Raw genomic sequence first — 20,526 nt, 5'->3', positions numbered from 1 at the left:
CGGAACCGGGACGCGTACCCTCATAGGTCGTGGATACGGGCACACGGCGGGCGGAGGACAGCTCGGTGACAGGCGCGAGGACGCGCATGGGTGAGCCCGTGCCCGCCGTGCGAGTCGAGGGCCTGGTCAAGACGTACCCGGCGGTGCGGGCCCGGCGCGGGACGCCCGCGGTGCCCGCCGTACGCGCCACCGACGAGGTGTGCCTCGACGTGCGCCGCGGCGAGATCTTCGGGCTGCTCGGGCCCAACGGCGCCGGCAAGTCGACCCTGGTGCGGCAGCTGACCGGTCTGCTGCGGCCCGACGCGGGCGCCGTCGAGGTGCTCGGACACGACCTGGTCCGCCACCCCGAGCGAGCCGCGCGGCTGCTGGCGTACCTGGGTCAGGAGTCGACCGCGCTGGACGAGCTGACCGTCTCCCTCGCCGCCGAGACCACCGCCAGACTGCGCGGGATGCCCCTGGCCGCGGCGCGGGCCGCACGCGACGAGATCCTCGCGGAGCTGGGCCTCGAAGAACTGGCGGGCCGCGCGCTGAAGAAGCTGTCGGGCGGCCAGCGGCGGCTGGCGTGCGTGGCGGCCGCGCTGGTGGGGGACCGGCCCCTGCTGGTGCTGGACGAGCCGACCACCGGCATGGACCCGCACGCCCGGCGCGCGGTGTGGGCCGCCGTCGACCGCCGCCGCGCCGAGCGCGGCGCGACGGTGCTGCTGGTGACCCACAACGTGATCGAGGCCGAGACCGTCCTCGACCGTGTCGCCGTGCTGGACAGGGGCCGGGTCATCGCCTGCGACACGCCGGGCGGGCTCAAGGCCGCCGTCGGTGACGAGGTGCGGCTGGAACTGGTGTGGCGTGAGCGGGCGCCCGTGGAGCTGCCCGGCATCGCCGCGCTCGCCGCCGAGGCGGCCGTCTCCGGCCGCCGCTGGACGCTCCGCCTGCCGCCCGCACGCGCCCGCGAGGCGGTCACGCTGGTCACCGGGGGCCCGGCCTTCCCCGCCCTGGACGATTTCCGGCTCGCCACCCCGAGCCTGGAGGACGTCTACGTGGCGCTCGGCGGCCGCCCGGCGGGCCAGAGCGGCGCCGAGGGCCTGGTGAAGGCGTGAGGGCGGCCCGCACCGTCCGCGGCGGTCGCGGACGCGCACCGGCGCCGGGCCACGACGTCCGTCTCCGGCGGTCCGGCGCGCGGGCGGAAGACGGCACGACGAGGCGGCACGGGACGAGGCGGCCCGGCGCGCGGGATGTCAGGAGCGAGCTGGGATGAGAACGACGGCGGCCACGGCGGACAGCCGACACACGGACGAGACCGCGCCGGCACCGGCGCGGCCGGCAGGTCCCGACGAAGCGGCACCGCCACCCGCGGAAGCGGCGGCCCGCCCCCCGCGCCCGGCGCACCCCGCCGCCCTGAGCAGCGTGCCCCTGGCGCCGAGGGCGCGGTGGTGGCCCGCGTTGGGTGCGGTCTACCGGGCGCAGCTCTCGCGGGCGCGGGTGGCGCGGATTCCGCTGCTGTTCGTGGCGACGTTCCAGTCGCTGGGCATCATGATCCTGCTGCGCGGCGTGGTGGACGGCGGTGCGGAGGCGCGTGCCGTCGTGGCCGGGTCGAGCGTGCTGGTCGTCGCCTTCGTGGCGCTCAATCTGCTGGCCCAGTACTTCGGGCAGCTGCGTGCCGGGGGCGGCCTGGACCACTACGCGACGCTGCCGGTGCCCGCCGCCTCCGTGGTGCTGGGTGCCGCGGCCGCGTACGCGTCGTTCACGGTGCCGGGTGTGGCGGTCACCGCGGTGGTGGGCAGTCTGCTCTTCCAACTGCCGCTGAGCGGGCTGTGGGTGCTCGTCGCCGTCGTGCCGCTGGCCGGGGCGGCGCTGGCGGGCCTCGGCGCCGCGCTGGGGCTGCTGGCGCCGCGTCCCGAGCTGGCGACGCTGGGGGGCCAGCTGGGGATGTCGGCGGCGCTGCTGCTGGGCGTGCTGCCGGGGAGCGGGCTGCCGACGGTCGTGGGCTGGGCGCGGGACCTGCTGCCGTCGACGTACGGCGTGGAGGCCTTCGCGCACACTTTCGAGGCGCACCCCGACTGGGGGAGGGTCCTGGTCGACCTCGGGGTGTGTGCCGCCGTCGGGGTGCTGTCCCTCGCCGTCGCCACCCGCGCCTACCGGTGGGCGGCCACCCGCTGACGCCCCGTGGGCGCGCGGCCGCGAGGGCCGGGGCCGCCCGCACCGCACGGGCCTGGCACGATGGGTCCGTGACCGTACCGACGCCCTCTGAGCACGACCCCGACCACCCGCACGCCGGATCGCCCAGGCCGGCGCCGGGCGAACAGCCCGGCACCGGTCCCGCGGCGCCGCAGCCGACGCCTCCGTACGGCGTGGAGGCGGGCTACGGCGGTGAGGGCGGGCCTCTTGTCCGGCGCGAGCTGCGGGAGGCCGCCGTGTGCGCGGTGGCCGTCGCCGTCGTCGGGATCGCGATGGGCCTGCTGTGGCTGTGGCTGGCTCCGCGGGTGCCGCTCTACAACAACGGCGAGGTCGTCCTGTTCAAGGACCCGGAGGGCGAGCAGGCCATCGGCGCCGAGGGCGTCTTCGCGCTGCTCGGTCTGGCTTTCGGCGCGGTCTCGGGCCTGGTGCTCTTCGCGGTGCGCAGGCGCGGCGGCGTCGGCCTCGTGGTCGGCCTGGCGCTCGGCGGGCTGCTGGGCTCCGTGCTGGCGTGGCGGGTCGGCGTGTGGTTCGGCCCCGAAACCGATCTGCCCGCCGCCGCGCGCGCCGCGGGCAAGGGCGCCACCTTCGACGCCCCGCTGGAACTGCACGCCTACGGGATGCTGTTGGCGTGGCCGGTCGCGGCGACCCTCGTGCACCTGGTGACCACCGCGCTGTTCGGGCCCCGCGAGACGCCCGACGCGGGGGCCGCGCAGCCCCAGGACTGGGAGTCCTGAGCCCCGGCGCGGACGGGGTACAGCTCCGTGCCCGGGGGAAGGGCCCCCGTGCCCGGTCCGGGGCTCAGGCGCGGGCCACCGGGGCCAGCACGGCCCCGGTCAGCGCGGCCAGGTCGCCCGGCGCGAGTTCGATCTCCAGGCCGCGGCGGCCCGCGGAGACGCAGATGGTGGGGTGTTCCCCGGCGGAGGCGTCCAGGACGGTGGGCAGCGGCTTGCGCTGGCCCAGCGGGGAGATGCCGCCGCGGACGTATCCGGTGGTGCGTTCGGCGGCGGCCGGGTCGGCCATGACGGCGCGTTTGCCGCCGCGGGCGGACGCCAGTGCCTTGAGGTCGAGCGAGGCCGACACCGGGACGACGGCCACCGTCAGGGCGCCGTCGACCTCGGCCACCAGCGTCTTGAAGACCCGCTGTGCGGGAACGCCGAGGGCCTCGGCGGCTTCCTCGCCGTAGGAGGCGGCCGCCGCGTCGTGCTCGTAGGCGTGGGTCTCGAAGGAGATCCCCGCCTCGGTGGCGGCCACGATCGCGGGGGTCGCCGACCCCTGCCGCCTGTTCTTCCTCGCCACGTGTGCCGCTCCGGCGCTCGTCAGTTCTGGCTCGTCGGGGTCCTGGTCAGGTCGGCCGCGGGCAGCGAGGGCAGCTTGCCGATGACGGCTGTCTCCCTGCGCAGCAGCTTCAGCTCGTCGGCGAGCCGGGTCGCGGTGTCGGGCGCCTGGAGCAGCCGCTGCTTGGCGGGCGTGTCCAGCACGGTGGCGGCGGCGACCAGGTAGGAGACGACCGACGGATCGTCCGGCAGGTCCTGTTCCGCTCCGGCGGCGAGAGTCCTCTCGCGGGCGCCGGCCAGCCGCTTCTGGTAGCCGCGGAAGGCGTGCAGCACGCCGGAGGCCAGCGCGCCGGCCTCGTCGCCCTCCTCTTCGGGCAACTCCTCGACCTCGCCGGTCAGATACGGCCCCGAGGCGTCCACGGACAGCAGCCGGAAGCGCGTGGTGCCGGTGGCCAGCACCTCGTATCCCGTACTGGCGGCCCGCGGATCGGCGTCGGTCGCCGTCCCGTCGTCGTCGTTCTCGTCCTCGTCGTCCGGTCCGCCGAGTCCGGCGGCGCGTTCGCGGATCGTCGAGGCGTCGGCGACGCAGCCGACGGTGTAGAACGACTTGATCGGGTCGGGGCCGAAGCCCGCGGTCGGGTCGGTGCCTTGCGCTGGCGCCGAGTCGGGCATGCCGGTGGCCGTCGGCGCGACCTCGCGGCCGTCCCGGATGGCGACGACGCCGAAGCGGCGCGGCGCGTCCTCGGGAAGCGCGAGCAGGTCACGCATCAGCGCGCGGTACCGCGGCTCGAAGATGTTCAGCGGCAGCACCAGGCCCGGGAACAGCACCGAGTTGAGGGGGAAGAGCGGAAGCGCGGTTGTCACAACGGGTAAGCCTAAAGCCTCCGGCGGCTGAAGGGGGCCTTGGTGTGCTGTGCGGCCCCCGTGCGGCCCTTACGCGGCCCCGCCACCGCCGCCGCAAGGCCGCTGCCGCCGCCGCGGAAGGCGGGGCCGCGTAAGGGCCGGGCTACTGGCGGCGCAGCAGTCGGGTGGCGCCCGCGGCGACGGTCGTGGCCAGCACCCAGCCCGCGAGGACCAGCACGGCGGCGATCCACTGGTAGCCGCCCGCCGGGTCCCAGGCCGTGTCCTGGCCGAAGGAGATGACGGGCAGCAGCAGGTCCAGCGCGTAGAGGGTGGCGTTCCAGTGCGGTGCCTCGCCGTCCTTGAGCGCGGCCGGCCGGTGCGCCTCGAACAGCAGTGCCCCGGTCAGCCACAGGACGGCCATCCACAGCGCGGCCTGGGCCGGGCGGTAGCCGTAGGCCACCGTCCAGTCCTGCAGGACGCCCCACACCTTGCCGGGCAGCGGCAGCGTCTCCCGGCGGCGGCGCTGTTTGGCCAGCAGCACGATCCGCGCGTTGGTGTCCTCACCGCTGTTGCGGTACATCGCCGCGAGCTGTTCGTACGGCTCGGGCGCGTACTCGGCGGTGGCCGCGTTGATCCACTGGAGCCGCTCGCGGACGTTGAAGTGGCCTTCCTTGGGGATGGCGTGCGCGTAGGTGAAGCCCGCCATCCACAGCCGGTGGTCCTGCGGCCAGCTGGAGGCGCGGTCCATCAGCTTCTCCACGCCCGCCCCCGAGAGCACGACCAGGCCGCGCTCGGGCAGCTGGGGGGTGAAGGTCAGCTCCGGCGTGGTGATGCGCCGCAGCGACAGCTCCTGGTCCCGCTGCATCTCCAGCCGGGCGTTGTCGATCACCAGTGAGGAGCCGAACCGCCCGTCGTCCAGCACCATGCCGCCGGTGCACTCGAAGTGTTTGGTCCTCCAGCGTGTGCCGCCCTGGGTGGAGAAGTCGTAGCGGGTACCGGTCGGCGGGGTGGCGCCGTAGAGCTGGAGGGCGTTGGTGCGGCCCGCGTCGGCGAAGCTGGCCACCTGGTCGACGGTCATCTGCGGCGCGTACAGGGCCACGCGGCCGCGCGGATTGCGCAGGACGGAGCCGAACATGTGCAAAGAGCTGCCGACCGCGGCGCCGCGCAGGCTGACCTGCCCGTCGGTGACCAGCAGGCTGGCCTGGAGCTCCTGGGAGACGTGGACGCCGTCGGCGGCGATGGCGCGGGTGCGCCGCCCGCTGCCGACGGTGGCCTCGTTCAGCAGCAGGTCGGTGCCGATGGTGGCGTCCGTCAGCTTGATGCCCTCCGGGATGCTGCACCGGGGCAGGTGCAGGTCACCGTCGGTGGTCAGCCGTGCGGCGTCGAAGCGGGGCAGGTAGCAGTCGACGAAGCGCGCGGTGTTCACCCGCGCCTCCGGCATCCGCACCTCGTCCTCGAAGCGGCACGACCGCAGCTCGAAGTACGGCTCGACGGAGCCGCCCGCCAGGTCGAGGCAGCCGGTGACCAACGCGCCGGTCAGGTGGAGCGACGCCACCCGGCCCAGCAGCGGCGGAGGGCCGTGCAGCAGCAGCAGAGCGATCACCCGGGCCCGCACGGTGCGCTCGGGGCCCCAGGGATGGTCGCCGTTCGGGTCGTCCAGTTCGGGTTCACCGCAGCGCAGATCGTGCTCGGTACCGTTGCGGAAGGCCTGCCACAGCCCCCACTCGGCGGTCGTCAACCGCAGCTCCGGCGGCGGCTCGCCGGAGTCCGCTGGCTCGCTCACGTCTCCCCCTCGTCGTCTCCTGGCGGTCACGTCCGCGCAGCCCCGACGGCGCGGGCCGTGGTCCAGGCCGTGGCCGCGGGTGCGAACGTGATGGTCGTACCGCTCCTCTTCCCGCTCTGTGACGGGATGAACGCACGAGGCGACAAACCTCCCGTGTGGTCGTGTGGAACGCCTCCCGGCCCGTATCAGCCTCTGATACGGGCGGCGGACACGCGCCGCGGGTCTGAGAGACTTGGAGGTGTGATCTCCCGAATCGATCTGCGTGGTTCCTCGCCCGCCGCGGGCGGAACCATCGACCGCGACCTGCTGCCCCGTGCCGAGCTCGACGTCGAGGCCGCCCTGCACAAGGTGCGGCCCATCTGCGACGACGTGCGGCATCGCGGCGCGGCGGCGGTGATCGAGTACACGGAGCAGTTCGACGGCGTCCGGCTGGAGCGGTCGCGGGTGCCGGCCGAGGCGCTGACGAAGGCGCTCGAAGAGCTGGATCCGGCCGTGCGGGCCGCGCTGGAGGAGTCGATCAGGCGGGCCCGGATCGTCCACCGCGACCAGCGGCGCACCGACTCCACGGTGCGGGTCGTGCCGGGCGGCACCGTCACCGAGCGGTGGGTGCCCGTCGAGCGCGTCGGCCTGTACGTGCCGGGCGGCCGGGCCGTCTACCCGTCGTCGGTCGTGATGAACGTGGTGCCCGCGCAGGAGGCCGGCGTCGGCGCGCTGGCCGTCGCCTCGCCGGCGCAGAAGGAGTTCGGCGGCCTGCCGCACCCCACCATCCTGGCCGCCTGCGCGCTGCTGGGCGTGGACGAGGTGTACGCGGCCGGCGGCGCCCAGGCCGTGGCGATGTTCGCGTACGGCACCGCCGAGTGCGCCCCCGTGCAGCTGGTCACGGGCCCCGGCAACATCTACGTGGCGGCCGCCAAGCGGCTGCTCAAGGGCGTCATCGGCATCGACTCCGAAGCAGGACCCACGGAGATCGCCGTCCTCGCCGACGACTCCGCCGACCCGGCCCACGTCGCCGCCGACCTGATCAGCCAGGCCGAGCACGACGTGGTGGCCGCCGCCGTCCTGGTCACCCCCTCGGAGGCGCTGGCCGAGGCCGTCGAGGCGGAGCTGGCGGCGCAGGTGCCCGCCACCAAGCACAGCGAGCGCATCGCCGAGGCGCTGGCGGGCCGGCAGTCGGGCATCGTGCTCGTCGACTCCCTGGACAGCGGCCTGGCCGTCGTCAACGCGTACGCCGCCGAGCACCTGGAGATCCAGACCGAGGACGCCGCCGGGTGGGCGGCCCGGGTCGTCAACGCGGGCGCCGTCTTCGTCGGCGCGTACGCGCCCGTCTCGCTCGGCGACTACGCGGCGGGCTCCAACCACGTGCTGCCCACCGGCGGCTGCGCCTGCCACTCCTCGGGCCTGTCGGTCCAGTCCTTCCTGCGCGGCATCCACGTCGTCGACTACACGAAGGAAGCACTCGCCGAGGTCACCTCGCACGTGGTGGCCCTCGCCGACGCGGAGGACCTGCCGGCCCACGGCGCGGCCCTGCGGGCGAGGTTCGGATGGAAGGTCCCCGAAGACTCGTGAGCACTCTCGACGAACTCCCCCTCCGCGAGGAGTTGCGCGGCAAGTCCCCCTACGGCGCGCCCCAGCTGGACGTGCCGGTACGGCTGAACACGAACGAGAACCCCTACCCGCTCCCCGAGGAGCTGGTCGCCCGGATCGCCGAGCGCGTCACCGAGGCGGCCCGCGAGCTGAACCGCTACCCGGACCGCGACGCGGTCGAACTGCGGACCGGCCTCGCGGACTACCTGTCGCGCACCGCGGGGCACCCCGTCACGCGCGCGCAGGTGTGGGCGGCCAACGGCTCCAACGAGGTGCTCCAGCAGCTCCTCCAGGCCTTCGGCGGCCCCGGCAGGGTCGCGCTGGGCTTCGATCCTTCGTACTCGATGCACGCGCTGATCTCGCGCGGCACCGGCACCGGCTGGATCTCCGGGCCGCGCAACGACGACTTCACCATCGACACCGAGGCGGCCGTCGCCGCCATCGCCGAGCACCGGCCCGACGTGGTCTTCATCTGCTCGCCCAACAACCCGACAGGCACCGCCGTCGCCGAGGAGACGGTGCTCGCGCTGTACGAGGCGGCGCAGGCGGCGCGGTCGGGCCGTGGCGAACACGGCGCGCTGGTGGTGGTGGACGAGGCGTACGGCGAGTTCTCGCACCGCCCCTCGCTGCTGCCGCTGATCGAGGGCCGCCCCACGCTGGTGCTCTCGCGCACCATGTCCAAGGCGTTCGGCGCCGCCGGGCTGCGGCTGGGCTACCTGGCCGCCGACCCGGCCGTGGTCGACGCGGTGCAGCTGGTGCGGCTGCCGTACCACCTCTCGGCCGTCACCCAGGCCACGGCGCTGGCGGCGCTGGAGTACACCGACACCCTGCTCGGCTACGTTGAGCAGCTGAAGACCGAGCGCGACCGGCTGGTGCGCGAACTGCGGGCCATGGGCTGCGAGGTCACCGCGTCGGACGCCAACTTCGTGCAGTTCGGCCGCTTCGACGGGGCGGCCGGATCCCACGCGGTGTGGGAGGCGCTGCTGGGGCACGGGGTGCTGGTCAGGGACAACGGTGTGCCCGGCCGGCTGCGGGTCTCGGCGGGGACGCCTGAGGAGAACGACGCCTTCCTCGACGCGGTGCGAGCCGTGACGAAGGAGCTGAAGGAGAAGAGCGAAGCATGACGCGCAAGGGCCGGGTGGAGCGCACCACCAAGGAGACGTCCGTCACCGTCGAGATCGATCTCGACGGCACCGGCGAGGTCGACGTCTCGACGGGTGTGGGCTTCTACGACCACATGCTCGACCAGCTCGGCCGCCACGGTCTGTTCGACCTGACGGTCAAGACCGACGGCGACCTGCACATCGACAGCCACCACACCATCGAGGACACCTCGCTGGCGCTGGGCGCGGCCTTCCGCCAGGCGCTCGGGGACAAGCGCGGCATCGTCCGGTTCGCGAACGCCTCGGTGCCGCTGGACGAGTCGCTCGCCCAGGTGACCGTCGACCTGTCGGGCCGCCCCTACCTCGTGCACACCGAGCCCGAGAACATCGCCCCGATGATCGGCTCCTACGACACGACGATGACCCGGCACATCCTGGAGTCCTTCGTGGCCCAGGCGCAGGTCGCGCTGCACGTCCACGTCCCGTACGGGCGCAACGCGCACCACATCGTCGAGTGCCAGTTCAAGGCACTGGCCCGCGCCCTGCGCTACGCCAGCGAGATCGACCCGCGCCAGACGGGCATCCCCTCCACCAAGGGCGCCCTGTGAGCTGGGGGCACCGCCTGGGGGCACCGCCCGGCCGGAGGCTGGGGGAGGTAGCTGGGGGAGCGCGCGCGGCTGCCGGGCGGCACATGGGTAAGAAGCCCGCGGGATGCCGCGCGGGCGGAGAAGCGAACGGAGAGATGCCATGACGGGGCTCGCGGCTCTGCTGATCTTCGTCGGGCTCTTCCTGGCGGGCGGAGCCATCTCGTTTTGGAAGCAGCAGCTGCCCAAGGGGGTCGTCGTGCTGCTCGGTGCGGCGTCCGCCCTCGCGCTGCTCGCCGGAATCCTGCGACTGGACTGGTGGTCGTGATGGACGCGGGCAAGAACGTCGTCGTCTTCGACTACGGCTTCGGCAACGTGCGCTCCGCCGAGCGGGCCGTGGAGCGGGCGGGCGCCCGCGTGGAGATCACCCGCGACTACGACAAGGCCATGAACGCCGACGGCCTCCTCGTGCCCGGTGTCGGCGCGTTCGCCGCCTGCATGCGCGGGCTGACCGAGGCGCGCGGCCACTGGGTCATCGGGCGGCGGCTGGCCGGCGGCCGTCCCGTCATGGGGATCTGCGTCGGCATGCAGATCCTCTTCTCGCGCGGCATCGAGCACGGCGAGGAGGCCGACGGCATGGACGAGTGGCCCGGCACCGTGGGACCGCTGGCCACCGACGCCGAGCACCCCGTGCCGCACATGGGCTGGAACACGGTGGAAGCCCCGGCGGGCTCGCGCCTGTTCGCGGGGCTGCCGGCCGACGAGCGCTACTACTTCGTGCACTCCTACGCGGTGCACGACTGGGAGCTGGAGACGGCCAACCCGGCGCTCAGGCCCCCGGCCGTCAGCTGGACGACGCACGGCAGCCGGTTCGTCTCCGCCGTGGAGAACGGGCCGCTGTGGGCCACCCAGTTCCACCCCGAGAAGTCCGGCGACGCCGGAGCCCAGTTGCTGCGCAACTGGATCGAAGCCCTGTGATCCCGCCGACGCCGACCTCCGTCGGCGCCGAGAGCCTTGAGAGCGAGAGCGCCGTGAGCAACCGGCTTGAGCTTCTGCCCGCCGTCGACGTCCGGGACGGCCAGGCCGTCCGTCTCGTCCACGGCGAGTCCGGTTCCGAGACCTCCTACGGCGATCCGCTGGAGGCGGCCCTGGCCTGGCAGCGGTCCGGTGCCGAGTGGCTGCACCTGGTCGACCTGGACGCCGCGTTCGGCACCGGGGACAACCGCGCGCAGATCGCCGAGGTCGCCCGCGCGATGGACGTGAAGGTCGAACTGTCCGGCGGCATCCGCGACGACGCCTCCCTCGAGGCGGCGCTGGCCACCGGCTGCCGCCGCGTCAACCTGGGCACCGCGGCGCTGGAGTCCCCCGAGTGGGTCGCCAAGGTCATCGCCGAGCACGGCGAGGCGGTCGCCGTCGGCCTCGACGTGCGCGGCACCACCCTGCGCGGCCGCGGCTGGACCCGCGACGGCGGCGACCTGTACGAGACGCTGGCCCGCCTGGACGCCGAGGGCTGCGCCCGCTACGTCGTCACCGACATCGCCAAGGACGGCACCCTCAAGGGCCCCAACCTGGAGCTGCTGCGGAACGTGTGCGCCCGCACCGACCGGCCCGTCGTCGCCAGCGGCGGCGTGTCCAGCCTCGACGACCTGCGGGCGATCGCCTCTCTGGTGCCGGAAGGTGTCGAGGGGGCCATCGTGGGAAAGGCGCTCTACGCCAAGGCGTTCACCCTGGAAGAGGCGTTGGAGGCGGTTGCCCGATGACCGGAACACACCGAGTGGCGTCCGGCGGTCCCTGGGAGGAGCGGTTCGGCTACTCCCGTGCCGTGGAACTGCCGAACGGGCTGGTCCTGGTGGCGGGCTGCAGCTCGGTGGTGGACGGGGTGATCGCCGAGGGCGGGCCCTACGAGCAGACGGTTAACGCGTTCTCGGTCGCCCTGGAAGCCCTCAAGGGGCTCGGCCTGGGCGCCGAGGACGTGGTGCGGACCCGCATGTTCCTCACCCACACACGGGACGTGGAGGAGGTCGGCCGCGCCCACAAGGAACTGTTCGGCGAGGTGCGCCCGGCCGCGTCGATGGTCATCGTCTCCGGTTTCGTCGACCCCAGCCTCGTGGTCGAGGTGGAGGTCGAGGCGTACCGGGCGCAGCCGGACCCAGCAGCAGAAGGAGCACCACAGGCATGAGCCTCGCCGTCCGAGTCATCCCCTGTCTGGACGTCGACGCGGGGCGGGTCGTCAAGGGCGTCAACTTCGAGAACCTGCGCGACGCGGGCGACCCCGTGGAGATGGCGAAGGTCTACGACGCCGAGGGCGCCGACGAGCTGACGTTCCTCGACATCACCGCCTCCTCCGGCGACCGCGAGACCACCTACGAGGTGGTACGGCGCACCGCCGAGCAGGTCTTCATCCCGCTGACCGTCGGCGGCGGCGTCCGCACCCCCGAGGACGTGAACAGGCTGCTGCGCGCCGGCGCCGACAAGGTCGGCGTCAACACCGCCGCGATCGCCCGCCCCGAGCTCATCCGGGAGATCGCCGAACGGTTCGGCCGCCAGGTGCTGGTGCTCTCCGTCGACGCGCGGCGCCGCACCGGGGGCACCGGATTCGAGGTCACCACCCACGGCGGACGGCGCGGTACCGGCGTCGACGCCGTCGAGTGGGCCCACCGCGCCGCCGAACTGGGCGCCGGGGAGATCCTGCTCAACTCCATGGACGCCGACGGCACCAAGGACGGCTACGACACCGAGATGATCGCCGCCGTCCGCGAACACGTCACCGTCCCGGTCATCGCCTCAGGCGGCGCCGGGCGCCTCGACCACTTCCCGCCCGCCATCGGCGCCGGAGCCGACGCCGTACTGGCCGCCTCCGTCTTCCACTTCGGCGACCTGCGCATCGGCGAGGTCAAGCAGACCCTGCGCGAGGCGGACTGCCCCGTGCGCTGAAAGCGCCTACGATCGCTCCATGAGGCGACGTTCGGTGGGGTGGTGGGTCCAGGCGACCGCGGTCGGACACGGGACGATCGGCGCGGCGCTCTACCGCGACGTGCTCGCGGACATGGCGCGTGCAGGGGTGGTCGGCTCCGTGCCCGAGCGCGGCGATCGCGCCGCCGCCTTCTGGTTCCTGGCCGCGGCACCCGCCCTGTGGATGGGCGGCCGGCTGCTGCGCTCGGCCGAGGAGCACGGTGACACCGCCGCGCAACGCGCCGCGGGCGCCACGCTGCTGGGCGTGGGCGCGGTGGGTGCCGCGGCGATGCCCAAGGGCGGATTCTGGGCGCTGCTGGGTCTCGGCGGCGAGGCGTTGCGCAGGTCGCGGCGCGGGTAGCGCTCTTCCTGCGGCTCTGGCTCCGGCGGGGCCCCGGGGGCCCCGCCGGCCCCTGCGCGGCTTTTCAGGCCTCCTCGCCGTCCGCACCGTCCGTGCCGCGTCGCCGGCTCAGCAGGGTCGTGCCCGCCACCACCAGGCCGACGGCCACGACCTTGGCGAAGCCGAAGGCGATCCCCAGGTGGTCGTCGGGCTGCCACGGGCCGAGGAAGAGGAACAGCGCGCCGACGGAGCCGAGCACGATCAAGACGGCGCCGCCGACCGGTCCCATGCCCGACCACCAGGCGTCGTCCTCGGCGCCACGGGCGGCCTCGGTGGGCTGGGCGGCCTCGGTGGGCTCCCGGTCGGGCTCGGGGGGCAGCGTCTCGGTCCCTGTCTCGGCCCGGAGCTCGCTCCGGGCCTCCTTCTCGGTCACGGGGTTCCCTTCTTCGGTGCTGTGCCGGCCGTGGCAGGCCGTCTGGTCGCGACGAGGAGCCGGCAGCGCGGGGAGCCGTCCTCGCGCCGGCCCAGCGCGGGCAGCGCCCGCAGGGCGACGTCGAAGCCCGCCTCGTCCAGGTCACGGCGGACGGCGGCCAGCGGCCAGGTGCGGTAGTACATGACGAAGGGCGGCCGCCACACGGCGTTGCGGACGCGCATCGCCGCGTCGAAGCCGAGAAGCGAGAAGTAGGCCGCCGTCCCCGGGCGCGGCGGGGCGGCGAGCGGGAACGCGAACGTGCCGCCCTCGCGGAGCACTTCGCGGACCTGGCCGAACAGGTGCGGCCGCTCCGCCGGCAGGAAGTGCCCGAAGGCGCCGAAGCTGACGACCAGGTCGAAGGTTCCCGGGCGGAACGGCAGCGCGTGGGCTTCACCGCGCACCCAGTGCGGTGCGGGGTGAGGCTCGGTCGCCCACCGGAACCTGGCCTCCGCGAGCATGCCCGCGCTGAAGTCCGCGCCCACGGTGCGCCCGCCGCACACCCGGCGGAGCACCCGGGTGCCCGCGCCGGTGCCGCAGCACAGGTCGAGGCCGTCACCGAACGGGCCCTGCGGCGCGAGGGCTTCGGCCGCGGCGTCCAGGGCCGCCTCGGGGGTGCGGTAGGACGTGTGGTCGAACTTCGGCGCCAGCAGGTCGTAGCCGTGCTGCACCGAGGAGAGGGCCTGGCGGGCCAGCTCGGGAAGGGTGGGGCGCGAAGGATCACTCATCGTGCCCCGAGTGTAGGTGCCTCACCGTCGCGCGGCGGCCCGCAGGTACTCCCTGTTCATGGCGGCGATCGACGGCATGGGGATGCCCTTGGGGCAGGCGGTGGCGCACTCGCCGGCCAGGGTGCAGCCGCCGAACCCCTCGGCGTCCATCTGCTCGACCATCCCCAGCACCCGGCTCTCCCGCTCGGGTGCCCCCTGCGGCAGCGCGCCCAGGTGGTTGACCTTGGCGGAGGTGAACAGCATGGCCGAGCCGTTGGGGCAGGCGGCCACGCACGCGCCGCAGCCGATGCACTCGGCGTGCGCGAACGCGGCGTCGGCTGCGGGTTTCGGTACGGCGGTCGCGTGCGCCTCGGGGGCGGATCCGGTCGGTGCGGTGATGTAGCCGCCCGCGCCGACGACCCGGTCGAGGGCGGAGCGGTCGACGACCAGGTCCCGTACGACGGGGAACGCGGCGGCGCGCCAGGGCTCGATGTCGACGGTGTCGCCGTCCGCGAAGTGGCGCATGTGGAGCTGGCAGGCGGTGGTGCGCTCCGGGCCGTGGGCCCGGCCGTTGATGACCATGCCGCAGGCGCCGCAGATGCCCTCACGGCAGTCGTGGTCGAAGGCGACCGGTTCCTCGCCGCGTGCGGTCAGTCTCTCGTTGAGCGTGTCCAGCATCTCCAGGAACGACATGTCGGGGGAGATGCCGTCCACCTCGTAGGTGACCATCTCGCCGGGCGCGTCGGCGCCGGGCTGCCGCCAGATCCGCAGGGTCAGGTTCACGTGTAGCTCCGCTGGGTGGGGTGGACGTGGGCGAAGTGGAGGGCTTCGGGGTGCAGTACGGGCGCCCGGCCGGCGCCGGTGAACTCCCAGGCGGCGACGTAGCCGAACTCCTCGTCCCTGCGCGCGGCCTCGCCGTCCGCGGTGCGGGACTCCTCGCGGAAGTGGCCGCCGCAGGACTCGGTGCGGTGCAGCGCGTCCAGGCACATGAGTTCGGCCAGCTCCAGATGGTCGGCGACCCGGTTGGCCTTCTCCAGCGACTGGTTGAGGGCCTGGCCGGATCCCGGCACCCTGACCCGCTGCCAGAACTCGGCGCGCAGCTCGGGGATGCGCTCCAGGGCCTTGCGCAGCCCCTCCTCCGTGCGGGACATGCCGCAGTGGTCCCACAGCAGCGCGCCCAACTCGCGGTGGAAGGACTCGGGGGTGCGGTCGCCGCCGGTGGACAGCAGCGTGTGGAGGCGGTCGGTGACCGCGCGGGTCGCCTCGTGGAGCGCCGGGTGGTTCTCGCCGGGGTCCGTGCGGTCGTTGTGCGGGTGGCGGGCCAGGTAGTCGCCGAGGGTGGCCGGGAGGACGAAGTAGCCGTCGGCCAGGCCCTGCATGAGCGCGGAGGCGCCGAGCCGGTTGGCGCCGTGGTCGGAGAAGTTGGCCTCGCCGACGGCGAACAGCCCGGGGACCGTCGTCATCAGGTCGTAGTCCACCCACAGCCCGCCCATCGTGTAGTGGATGGCCGGGTAGATGCGCATGGGCCGCGTCCAGGGGTCCTCGGCGGTGATGCGCGCGTACATCTCGAAGAGGTTGCCGTACTTCTCCTCGACGGCCGCCCGCCCCATCCGGGCGAGGGCGTCCGCGAAGTCGAGGTAGACCCCTTGTCCGCCCGGGCCCACTCCCCGCCCCTCGTCGCAGACGTTCTTCGCGGCGCGGGAGGCGATGTCGCGGGGCACCAGGTTGCCGAAGGAGGGGTAGAGGCGCTCCAGGTAGTAGTCCCGCTCGTCCTCGGGGATGTCCTGCGGGGTGCGCGCGTCGCCGGGCGCCTTGGGCACCCAGACGCGGCCGTCGTTGCGCAGCGACTCGCTCATCAGCGTCAGCTTCGACTGGTGGTCGCCGGAGCGGGGGATGCAGGTGGGGTGGATCTGGGTGAAGCAGGGGTTGGCGAAGTACGCGCCCCTGCGGTGCGCCCGCCAGATCGCGGTCGCGTTGGAGTTCTTGGCGTTGGTGGACAGGTGGAAGACGTTGCCGTAGCCGCCGGTCGCCAGCACCACGGCGTCCGCGACGTAGGTGTCGACGCGGCCGGTGAGCAGGTCCCGGGCGACGATGCCGCGGGCCCGCCCGTCGATGACGAGCAGGTCCAGCATCTCGGTGCGCGGGTGCATCTCGACGTTGCCGGCGGCGATCTGCCGGGAGAGTGCCTGGTAGGCGCCCAGCAGCAGTTGCTGTCCGGTCTGGCCGCGGGCGTAGAAGGTGCGGGAGACCTGTACGCCGCCGAAGGAGCGGGTGTCCAGCAGCCCGCCGTACTCCCGGGCGAACGGCACGCCCTGGGCGACGCACTGGTCGATGATCGCGGTGGAGATCTCAGCCAGCCGGTGCACGCCCGACTCGCGGGAGCGGAAGTCGCCGCCCTTGACCGTGTCGTAGAAGAGGCGGTACACGGAGTCGCCGTCGTTGCGGTAGTTCTTCGCCGCGTTGATGCCGCCCTGCGCGGCGACCGAGTGGGCGCGGCGCGGGGAGTCCTGGTAGCAGAACTGCACCACGTGGTAGCCGGCCTCGGCCAGCGTGGCGCCCGCCGAGCCGCCCGCCAGTCCGGTGCCGACGACGATGACGGTGTGCTTGCGCCGGTTGGCCGGGTTGACCAGCTTCGCCTCGAAGCGGCGCCGGGTCCAGCGCTGGTCGATCGGACCTTCCGGTGCCTTGGTGTCGGCGACGGGGGCGCCGGTCGCATAGCGGGTGTACGGGGTGCTCATCACTCCACCAATCCGGTCATGACGCCGAGGGGTACGGACAGGAAGCCAGCGGTGAGCACCACGGCGAGCACCGTGGAGCCGCCCTTGCACAGCCGCGCGAGGCCGGGCCGGGTCACGCCCAGGGTCTGCGCCGCGCCCCAGAAGCCGTGCTGGACGTGCAGTCCGACGGCGAGCATGGCGACGCAGTAGATGACGTTCGTGTACCAGGTGCCGAACCCGGCGACGATGTTCTCGTAGGGGTGTCCTGCCTGGCCGCGCGGGTTGACGGTGCCCGTCGTCAGGTCCAGCAGGTGCCAGACGAGGAACAGGGCGAGGATGATCCCGCCCCAGCGCATGGTGCGGGTCGCGTAGCTCGCGCGGTGCCGCCGGTGCCGGTAGCCGACGGGGCGGGCCGCGAGGTCGCGCCGGCTGAGCTGCCAGGCGCAGACGCCGTGCAGGACGACGGCCGTAAGCAGCACCACCCGCACCACCCACAGGAACCACCCGTGGTGCAGCACCGGCTCACCGAGGGTCCGCAGCCAGTGAGCGTAGCCGTTCATGTCGTCCGGGCCGAAGAACACCTTCAGGTTCCCGAGCATGTGCGCGACCAGGTAGGCCAGCATGACCAGCCCGCTGACCGCCATGACCGCCTTCTTGCCGATCGTGGAGCCCCACAGGGTCCGCAGGAGGCCGCCCCGCCGCGGCCGCCGGGGCGGAGTGGTCCGTGGAGTGGTCCCCGGGGCGGTCTGTGGGGTGGTGGGGGAGGGAGGGGTGCGCGTCGCCGTCGCCATGGCCACGAAGGTAGGGAAGCACTCGGGCATCAGTCCAAGACATGAAACGGCTGTGCACCATAGGTGCTGGCTATCGCGGTTCCGTATCCTGGACCCATGCAGCTCCAGCAGCTCCGCTACTTCGTGGCCGTCGCCGACACCCGCCACTTCACGCGCGCGGCCCAGCGCGAGCACGTGGCCCAGCCCTCCCTCTCGCAGCAGATCCGCGCACTGGAGCGGGAACTGGGCGCCGAGCTCTTCCACCGGGCGCGCGGCCACATCTCCCTCACCGACGCGGGAGCCGCCCTGCTGCCCATGGCCCGCCGGGTGCTGGCCGACACCGAGACCGCACGCCGCGAGGTGCAGGAGGTCGCGCAGCTGCGCCGCGGCCGGGTGCGCCTGGGTGCCCCGCCCAGCCTGTGCGCCAGCGTCGTCCCCGACGTGCTGCGCGCCTTCCGCGACCGCTACCCGGGCGTCGACCTGGTCGTCCACGAGGACGGCTCCCAGGACCTGGTGCGGGTACTGGCGGAGGGCGAACTGGACCTGGCGCTGATCATCACCCCGCTCGCCGGGCAGGGGCCCGTGCTGAGCACCTTCGAACTGCTCAGGGAGGAACTGGTCGTCGTCTCCCCGTCGGACGAGCCCGCGCCGGTGCGCCGCTCCCGCATCCGCGTGGAGGACCTGCGGGGCCGCCCGCTGGCGATGTTCCGGCGCGGCTACGACCTGCGGGAGCTGACGGTCGCCGCCTGCCGCGAGTCCGGGTTCGAGCCGGTCTTCGGCGTGGAGGGCGGCGAGATGGACGCCGTGCTCGGCTTCGTGCGGGCGGGTCTCGGGCTGGCGGTCGTGCCCAGCATGGTCGCGGCCCGCTCAGGGCTGCGGGTCACCCGCTTCGCGTCCCCCGGGCTCCACCGCACCATCTCCGTCGCCCACCGCGGCGACGTCTCACCGACCCGCGCGGCCGGCGAACTCCAGCACATCCTGACCGAGCGGCTGACGACGGCGTCCAGAACGGGCAGTTGACACACGACAGCGCGCGGTCGACGGCATAGGTTGGGGGCAGCAACGCAGACGAACGGGAGTTCACTCATGGCGGATGCCTCTCGCAAGGCGGACCGGGCGGACCGGATCGACTCCTCCGTGCCGCACTCGGCGCGGATCTGGGACTACTGGACCGGCGGCAAGGACTGCTACGAGGTCGACCGCGAGGCGGGCGAACGCATCCGGGCCGTCTTCCCCGACATCGTGACCCTCGCCCGCGTCGGACGGCACTTCATCGGACGCACCGTGCGCTACCTGGTCGAGGAGGCGGGCATCCGCCAGTTCCTCGACATCGGGACGGGGCTGCCGACCGTCGACAACACCCACGAGGTCGCCCAGCGGGCCGCCCCGGAGTCCCGGATCGTCTACGTCGACAACGACCCCCTGGTGCTCGCCCACGCCAACGCCCTGCTCACCAGCAGCCCCGAGGGCGCCACCGACTACATCGAGGCCGACGTCGAGGACCCGGAGACGATCCTGCGGCAGGCCGCCCGCACCCTCGACTTCGACCGGCCCGTCGCGGTGATGCTCATGGGCATCCTGGCGCACGTGGCCGACTACGACGGGGCCATCTCGATCGTGCGGCGGCTGGTGGAAGCCCTGCCCTCCGGCAGCTACCTGGCGGTCCGCGACGGCACCGACACCGACCCCCGCTACGTGAAGGGCCTGGCCGACTACAACCGCAGCGGCGCCGTGCCCTACCGGCCGCGCAGCCCCGAGCAGGTGGCCGGGTTCCTGGACGGCCTGGAGCTGGTCGAGCCCGGCCTCGTCTCGTGCCCGCTGTGGCGGCCCGAGGCGCAGGGCGCGGGCGCCACCGCGTTCTCCCCGCTCTACGGCGGCCTCGGCCGCAAGCCGTGAGCACCACAGGCCACGCCCGCAGGACCCGTCACCGCTGTGCGTCCGCCAGCGCCCCCGTCGCCGCCTCGGCGATCCGTTGGCTCATCGGTGACGGGTCGGCCCCCAGCTCGACGGGGCTGAACGTCCACGCCAGCCGCAGCCGCTGGTCACAGGTGGCGAACACGGCGGTGGCGTAGCCGTAACGCTCGCCGGTCTTGCCCCACAGGGTGACGCCGTTCACGGTGGCGGTCTGCAGCCCGGTGCTGTAGCGGGCCGGGCTGCCGTCGACCATCCGCACGTGCCGAGGCGGCAGCGTGAACATCTTCCGCAGCTGCCGCTCGGGCAGCAGCGCCCCGCAGAAGAGCGCCGTCAGGAAGCGGTGCAGATCGCCGGAGCTGGAGACGATCTCGCCGTCCGCCCACGAGCGGGACGAGTCGCATACGGTGACGTCCCCCAGCGAGCCGTCGCTCATCTCCAGGCAGCCGTGCACGTGCGGACCGCGCAGCCGCCGCTCGTTCCCCTGCGCCGAGGGGAAGGAGGTGTGGCCCAGGCGCAGCGGACGCAGAACGCGGTCGCGGATCTCGATGCCGTAGGGGTGCCCCGTCACGCGCTCGATCACCAGCGCGGCCAGCACGTAGTTGATGCCGCGGTACTCCTGTGCGGTGCCCGGCGCGAACTTCAGCTCACCGCCGGTGACCGTCTCCACGATCTGCCGCGGGGTCCACCGGTCGAAGCGGTGCCGCACCACCGCCTCGGGCGTGCTCATGTCCGGAAGGCCCACGTGGTCGGGCAGGCCGCTGGTGTGGTCGAGCAGCTGCGCGACGGTGACGGCGCCGAACCGCTCCGGCAGCAGGTCGGGCAGGTGGTCCCGGACGGGGGTGCGCAGCTCCAGCCGTCCCTCCTCGGCGAGCTGCAACGCCGCCGTCGCCACGAACGCCTTGGTCACACTGCCGGCGCGCACCTTGTCGTTCAGCCCGATGGGCCGCCCGGTGGCCGGATCCGCCACGCCGGAGGTCCCGTACCAGCGGCCCGCCGACCCGCTGACGCGCAGCTGAGCGCCCGACGAGCGGGGGTGCGCCAGGTCGTCGAGCGCCGCGCGCAACGCCCGCCCGACGGGCGGCGGAAGCGTCGTACCGCTCGCCCCGGCCGGGGGTGGCGCGGCGACGGCGCCCGGCGCCGGGGTGCCGACGGCGGCCGCCGCCGCGCCGCCGGCGACACCGGTGAGCAGGGCTCTGCGGGAGGGGAGGCGGCGGGAGAGACGAGAAGGCGAGGAGAACATGTCTCCACGCTCCCGGGCCGTGGCCGTCCCTCCATCGGGGGCGACCCTGAACTCCCCCTGCCCCGCCCCTGGTT

23 protein-coding genes are annotated in these 20,526 nt (G+C 73.7%); 14 read left to right on the top strand and 9 right to left on the bottom strand.

What is annotated here, in order from left to right; translation table 11 throughout:
• The first annotated feature begins 86 nt into the window (after window positions 1-86).
• The 3 genes from DTL70_RS16550 to DTL70_RS16540 all read left to right on the top strand — a co-directional run bounded on the left by DTL70_RS16550 (window position 87) and on the right by DTL70_RS16540 (window position 2,906).
• Complete coding sequence (locus tag DTL70_RS16550) at window positions 87-1,094, top strand: ABC transporter ATP-binding protein (protein ID WP_114022707.1); 1,008 nt, start codon at window positions 87-89, stop codon at window positions 1,092-1,094.
• Window positions 1,095-1,248: 154 nt separating this feature from the next.
• A complete protein-coding gene (locus DTL70_RS16545) occupies window positions 1,249-2,154 on the top strand; it encodes an ABC transporter permease (protein WP_245979412.1) in 906 nt (301 codons plus the stop codon).
• 68 nt (window positions 2,155-2,222) lie between these two features.
• The gene (locus DTL70_RS16540) at window positions 2,223-2,906 is read left to right on the top strand and encodes a hypothetical protein (protein WP_114022795.1); all 684 of its coding nucleotides are present in this window, start codon (window positions 2,223-2,225) and stop codon (window positions 2,904-2,906) included.
• 64 nt (window positions 2,907-2,970) lie between these two features.
• Here DTL70_RS16540 and ybaK read toward each other — a convergent pair whose 3' ends face one another.
• From ybaK to DTL70_RS16525, 3 genes are all read right to left on the bottom strand, one after another.
• The gene (gene ybaK, locus DTL70_RS16535; RefSeq protein WP_114022706.1) at window positions 2,971-3,468 is read right to left on the bottom strand and encodes a Cys-tRNA(Pro) deacylase; all 498 of its coding nucleotides are present in this window, start codon (window positions 3,466-3,468) and stop codon (window positions 2,971-2,973) included.
• Between the two features lie 20 nt (window positions 3,469-3,488).
• Window positions 3,489-4,310, bottom strand: coding sequence for an LON peptidase substrate-binding domain-containing protein (locus DTL70_RS16530; protein ID WP_114022705.1), 822 nt, complete (start codon window positions 4,308-4,310; stop codon window positions 3,489-3,491).
• Window positions 4,311-4,452: 142 nt separating this feature from the next.
• Window positions 4,453-6,072 (bottom strand): oxidoreductase, encoded by a 1,620-nt coding sequence (locus DTL70_RS16525; protein WP_114022704.1) that lies wholly within the window; start codon window positions 6,070-6,072, stop codon window positions 4,453-4,455.
• A gap of 240 nt (window positions 6,073-6,312) precedes the next feature.
• On the opposite strand from DTL70_RS16525, the gene hisD reads away from it, so the two are divergent.
• The 9 genes from hisD (at window position 6,313) to DTL70_RS16485 (ending at window position 12,656) form a co-directional block, all read left to right on the top strand.
• Window positions 6,313-7,638 (top strand): histidinol dehydrogenase, encoded by a 1,326-nt coding sequence (gene hisD / locus DTL70_RS16520; RefSeq protein WP_114022703.1) that lies wholly within the window; start codon window positions 6,313-6,315, stop codon window positions 7,636-7,638.
• The gene (locus DTL70_RS16515; protein ID WP_114022702.1) at window positions 7,635-8,780 is read left to right on the top strand and encodes a histidinol-phosphate transaminase; all 1,146 of its coding nucleotides are present in this window, start codon (window positions 7,635-7,637) and stop codon (window positions 8,778-8,780) included. The genes hisD and DTL70_RS16515 overlap by 4 nt, the downstream gene beginning before the upstream one ends.
• Window positions 8,777-9,367: an imidazoleglycerol-phosphate dehydratase HisB gene (hisB, locus tag DTL70_RS16510; protein WP_114022701.1), complete on the top strand. Its 591-nt coding sequence runs from the start codon at window positions 8,777-8,779 to the stop codon at window positions 9,365-9,367. Before DTL70_RS16515 ends, hisB begins: the two co-directional genes overlap by 4 nt.
• Window positions 9,368-9,506: 139 nt before the next feature.
• Window positions 9,507-9,671: a hypothetical protein gene (locus DTL70_RS33565; protein ID WP_181856503.1), complete on the top strand. Its 165-nt coding sequence runs from the start codon at window positions 9,507-9,509 to the stop codon at window positions 9,669-9,671.
• On the top strand, window positions 9,671-10,321 hold the full coding sequence (hisH, locus tag DTL70_RS16505; RefSeq protein WP_114022794.1) for an imidazole glycerol phosphate synthase subunit HisH: 651 nt from the start codon (window positions 9,671-9,673) through the stop codon (window positions 10,319-10,321). Before DTL70_RS33565 ends, hisH begins: the two co-directional genes overlap by 1 nt.
• A gap of 53 nt (window positions 10,322-10,374) precedes the next feature.
• Complete coding sequence (gene priA, locus DTL70_RS16500) at window positions 10,375-11,103, top strand: bifunctional 1-(5-phosphoribosyl)-5-((5-phosphoribosylamino)methylideneamino)imidazole-4-carboxamide isomerase/phosphoribosylanthranilate isomerase PriA (RefSeq protein ID WP_114022793.1); 729 nt, start codon at window positions 10,375-10,377, stop codon at window positions 11,101-11,103.
• Window positions 11,100-11,522 carry a RidA family protein gene (locus tag DTL70_RS16495; protein WP_114022700.1) on the top strand — a complete coding sequence of 141 codons (423 nt, stop codon included), beginning with the start codon at window positions 11,100-11,102 and terminating at the stop codon, window positions 11,520-11,522. The genes priA and DTL70_RS16495 overlap by 4 nt, the downstream gene beginning before the upstream one ends.
• Entirely contained in the window at window positions 11,519-12,277 is a 759-nt protein-coding gene (gene hisF / locus DTL70_RS16490) for an imidazole glycerol phosphate synthase subunit HisF (protein WP_114022699.1), read from the top strand. Before DTL70_RS16495 ends, hisF begins: the two co-directional genes overlap by 4 nt.
• A 19-nt stretch (window positions 12,278-12,296) precedes the next feature.
• Window positions 12,297-12,656 (top strand): DUF6463 family protein, encoded by a 360-nt coding sequence (locus DTL70_RS16485; RefSeq protein WP_114022698.1) that lies wholly within the window; start codon window positions 12,297-12,299, stop codon window positions 12,654-12,656.
• A gap of 64 nt (window positions 12,657-12,720) precedes the next feature.
• Here the strand turns inward: DTL70_RS16485 and DTL70_RS34325 are convergent, their stop codons facing one another.
• The 5 genes from DTL70_RS34325 to DTL70_RS16460 are packed head-to-tail and all read right to left on the bottom strand — an operon-like array spanning window position 12,721 to window position 17,319.
• Window positions 12,721-13,068: a hypothetical protein gene (locus DTL70_RS34325; RefSeq protein ID WP_245979411.1), complete on the bottom strand. Its 348-nt coding sequence runs from the start codon at window positions 13,066-13,068 to the stop codon at window positions 12,721-12,723.
• Window positions 13,065-13,832, bottom strand: coding sequence for a class I SAM-dependent methyltransferase (locus DTL70_RS16475; RefSeq protein ID WP_114022697.1), 768 nt, complete (start codon window positions 13,830-13,832; stop codon window positions 13,065-13,067). Before DTL70_RS16475 ends, DTL70_RS34325 begins: the two co-directional genes overlap by 4 nt.
• A gap of 21 nt (window positions 13,833-13,853) precedes the next feature.
• Complete coding sequence (locus tag DTL70_RS16470; protein WP_114022696.1) at window positions 13,854-14,594, bottom strand: succinate dehydrogenase/fumarate reductase iron-sulfur subunit; 741 nt, start codon at window positions 14,592-14,594, stop codon at window positions 13,854-13,856.
• On the bottom strand, window positions 14,591-16,549 hold the full coding sequence (locus DTL70_RS16465; protein WP_114022695.1) for a fumarate reductase/succinate dehydrogenase flavoprotein subunit: 1,959 nt from the start codon (window positions 16,547-16,549) through the stop codon (window positions 14,591-14,593). The genes DTL70_RS16470 and DTL70_RS16465 overlap by 4 nt, the downstream gene beginning before the upstream one ends.
• A complete protein-coding gene (locus DTL70_RS16460; RefSeq protein WP_114022791.1) occupies window positions 16,549-17,319 on the bottom strand; it encodes a succinate dehydrogenase cytochrome b subunit in 771 nt (256 codons plus the stop codon). Before DTL70_RS16460 ends, DTL70_RS16465 begins: the two co-directional genes overlap by 1 nt.
• A 96-nt stretch (window positions 17,320-17,415) precedes the next feature.
• Between DTL70_RS16460 and DTL70_RS16455 the strand changes: the two genes are divergently transcribed.
• A complete protein-coding gene (locus DTL70_RS16455; RefSeq protein WP_114022694.1) occupies window positions 17,416-18,318 on the top strand; it encodes a LysR family transcriptional regulator in 903 nt (300 codons plus the stop codon).
• Window positions 18,319-18,384: 66 nt separating this feature from the next.
• Window positions 18,385-19,194, top strand: coding sequence for an SAM-dependent methyltransferase (locus tag DTL70_RS16450; RefSeq protein WP_114022693.1), 810 nt, complete (start codon window positions 18,385-18,387; stop codon window positions 19,192-19,194).
• 28 nt (window positions 19,195-19,222) lie between these two features.
• Here DTL70_RS16450 and DTL70_RS16445 read toward each other — a convergent pair whose 3' ends face one another.
• Window positions 19,223-20,452 (bottom strand): serine hydrolase domain-containing protein, encoded by a 1,230-nt coding sequence (locus DTL70_RS16445; protein WP_114022692.1) that lies wholly within the window; start codon window positions 20,450-20,452, stop codon window positions 19,223-19,225.
• Window positions 20,453-20,526: the final 74 nt, after the last annotated feature.

This window comes from Streptomyces diacarni, from assembly GCF_003323715.1.
Taxonomy (GTDB): Bacteria; Actinomycetota; Actinomycetes; order Streptomycetales; family Streptomycetaceae; genus Streptomyces; species Streptomyces diacarni.
The sequence above is the reverse complement of the archived record's forward strand: the minus strand, read 5'-3'. Positions and strand labels throughout refer to the sequence as shown.

Coding starts and splice junctions, on each gene's coding strand:
- DTL70_RS16545 (WP_245979412.1), top strand. CDS start 1,249: ATGAGAACGACGGCGGCCACGGCGGACAGCCGACACACGGACGAGACC.
- DTL70_RS33565 (WP_181856503.1), top strand. CDS start 9,507: ATGACGGGGCTCGCGGCTCTGCTGATCTTCGTCGGGCTCTTCCTGGCG.
- DTL70_RS16455 (WP_114022694.1), top strand. CDS start 17,416: ATGCAGCTCCAGCAGCTCCGCTACTTCGTGGCCGTCGCCGACACCCGC.
- DTL70_RS16550 (WP_114022707.1), top strand. CDS start 87: ATGGGTGAGCCCGTGCCCGCCGTGCGAGTCGAGGGCCTGGTCAAGACG.
- DTL70_RS16445 (WP_114022692.1), bottom strand. CDS start 20,452: ATGTTCTCCTCGCCTTCTCGTCTCTCCCGCCGCCTCCCCTCCCGCAGA.
- DTL70_RS16475 (WP_114022697.1), bottom strand. CDS start 13,832: ATGAGTGATCCTTCGCGCCCCACCCTTCCCGAGCTGGCCCGCCAGGCC.
- DTL70_RS16495 (WP_114022700.1), top strand. CDS start 11,100: ATGACCGGAACACACCGAGTGGCGTCCGGCGGTCCCTGGGAGGAGCGG.
- DTL70_RS16460 (WP_114022791.1), bottom strand. CDS start 17,319: ATGGCGACGGCGACGCGCACCCCTCCCTCCCCCACCACCCCACAGACC.
- hisH (WP_114022794.1), top strand. CDS start 9,671: ATGGACGCGGGCAAGAACGTCGTCGTCTTCGACTACGGCTTCGGCAAC.
- DTL70_RS16485 (WP_114022698.1), top strand. CDS start 12,297: ATGAGGCGACGTTCGGTGGGGTGGTGGGTCCAGGCGACCGCGGTCGGA.
- hisF (WP_114022699.1), top strand. CDS start 11,519: ATGAGCCTCGCCGTCCGAGTCATCCCCTGTCTGGACGTCGACGCGGGG.
- hisB (WP_114022701.1), top strand. CDS start 8,777: ATGACGCGCAAGGGCCGGGTGGAGCGCACCACCAAGGAGACGTCCGTC.
- DTL70_RS16465 (WP_114022695.1), bottom strand. CDS start 16,549: ATGAGCACCCCGTACACCCGCTATGCGACCGGCGCCCCCGTCGCCGAC.
- DTL70_RS16450 (WP_114022693.1), top strand. CDS start 18,385: ATGGCGGATGCCTCTCGCAAGGCGGACCGGGCGGACCGGATCGACTCC.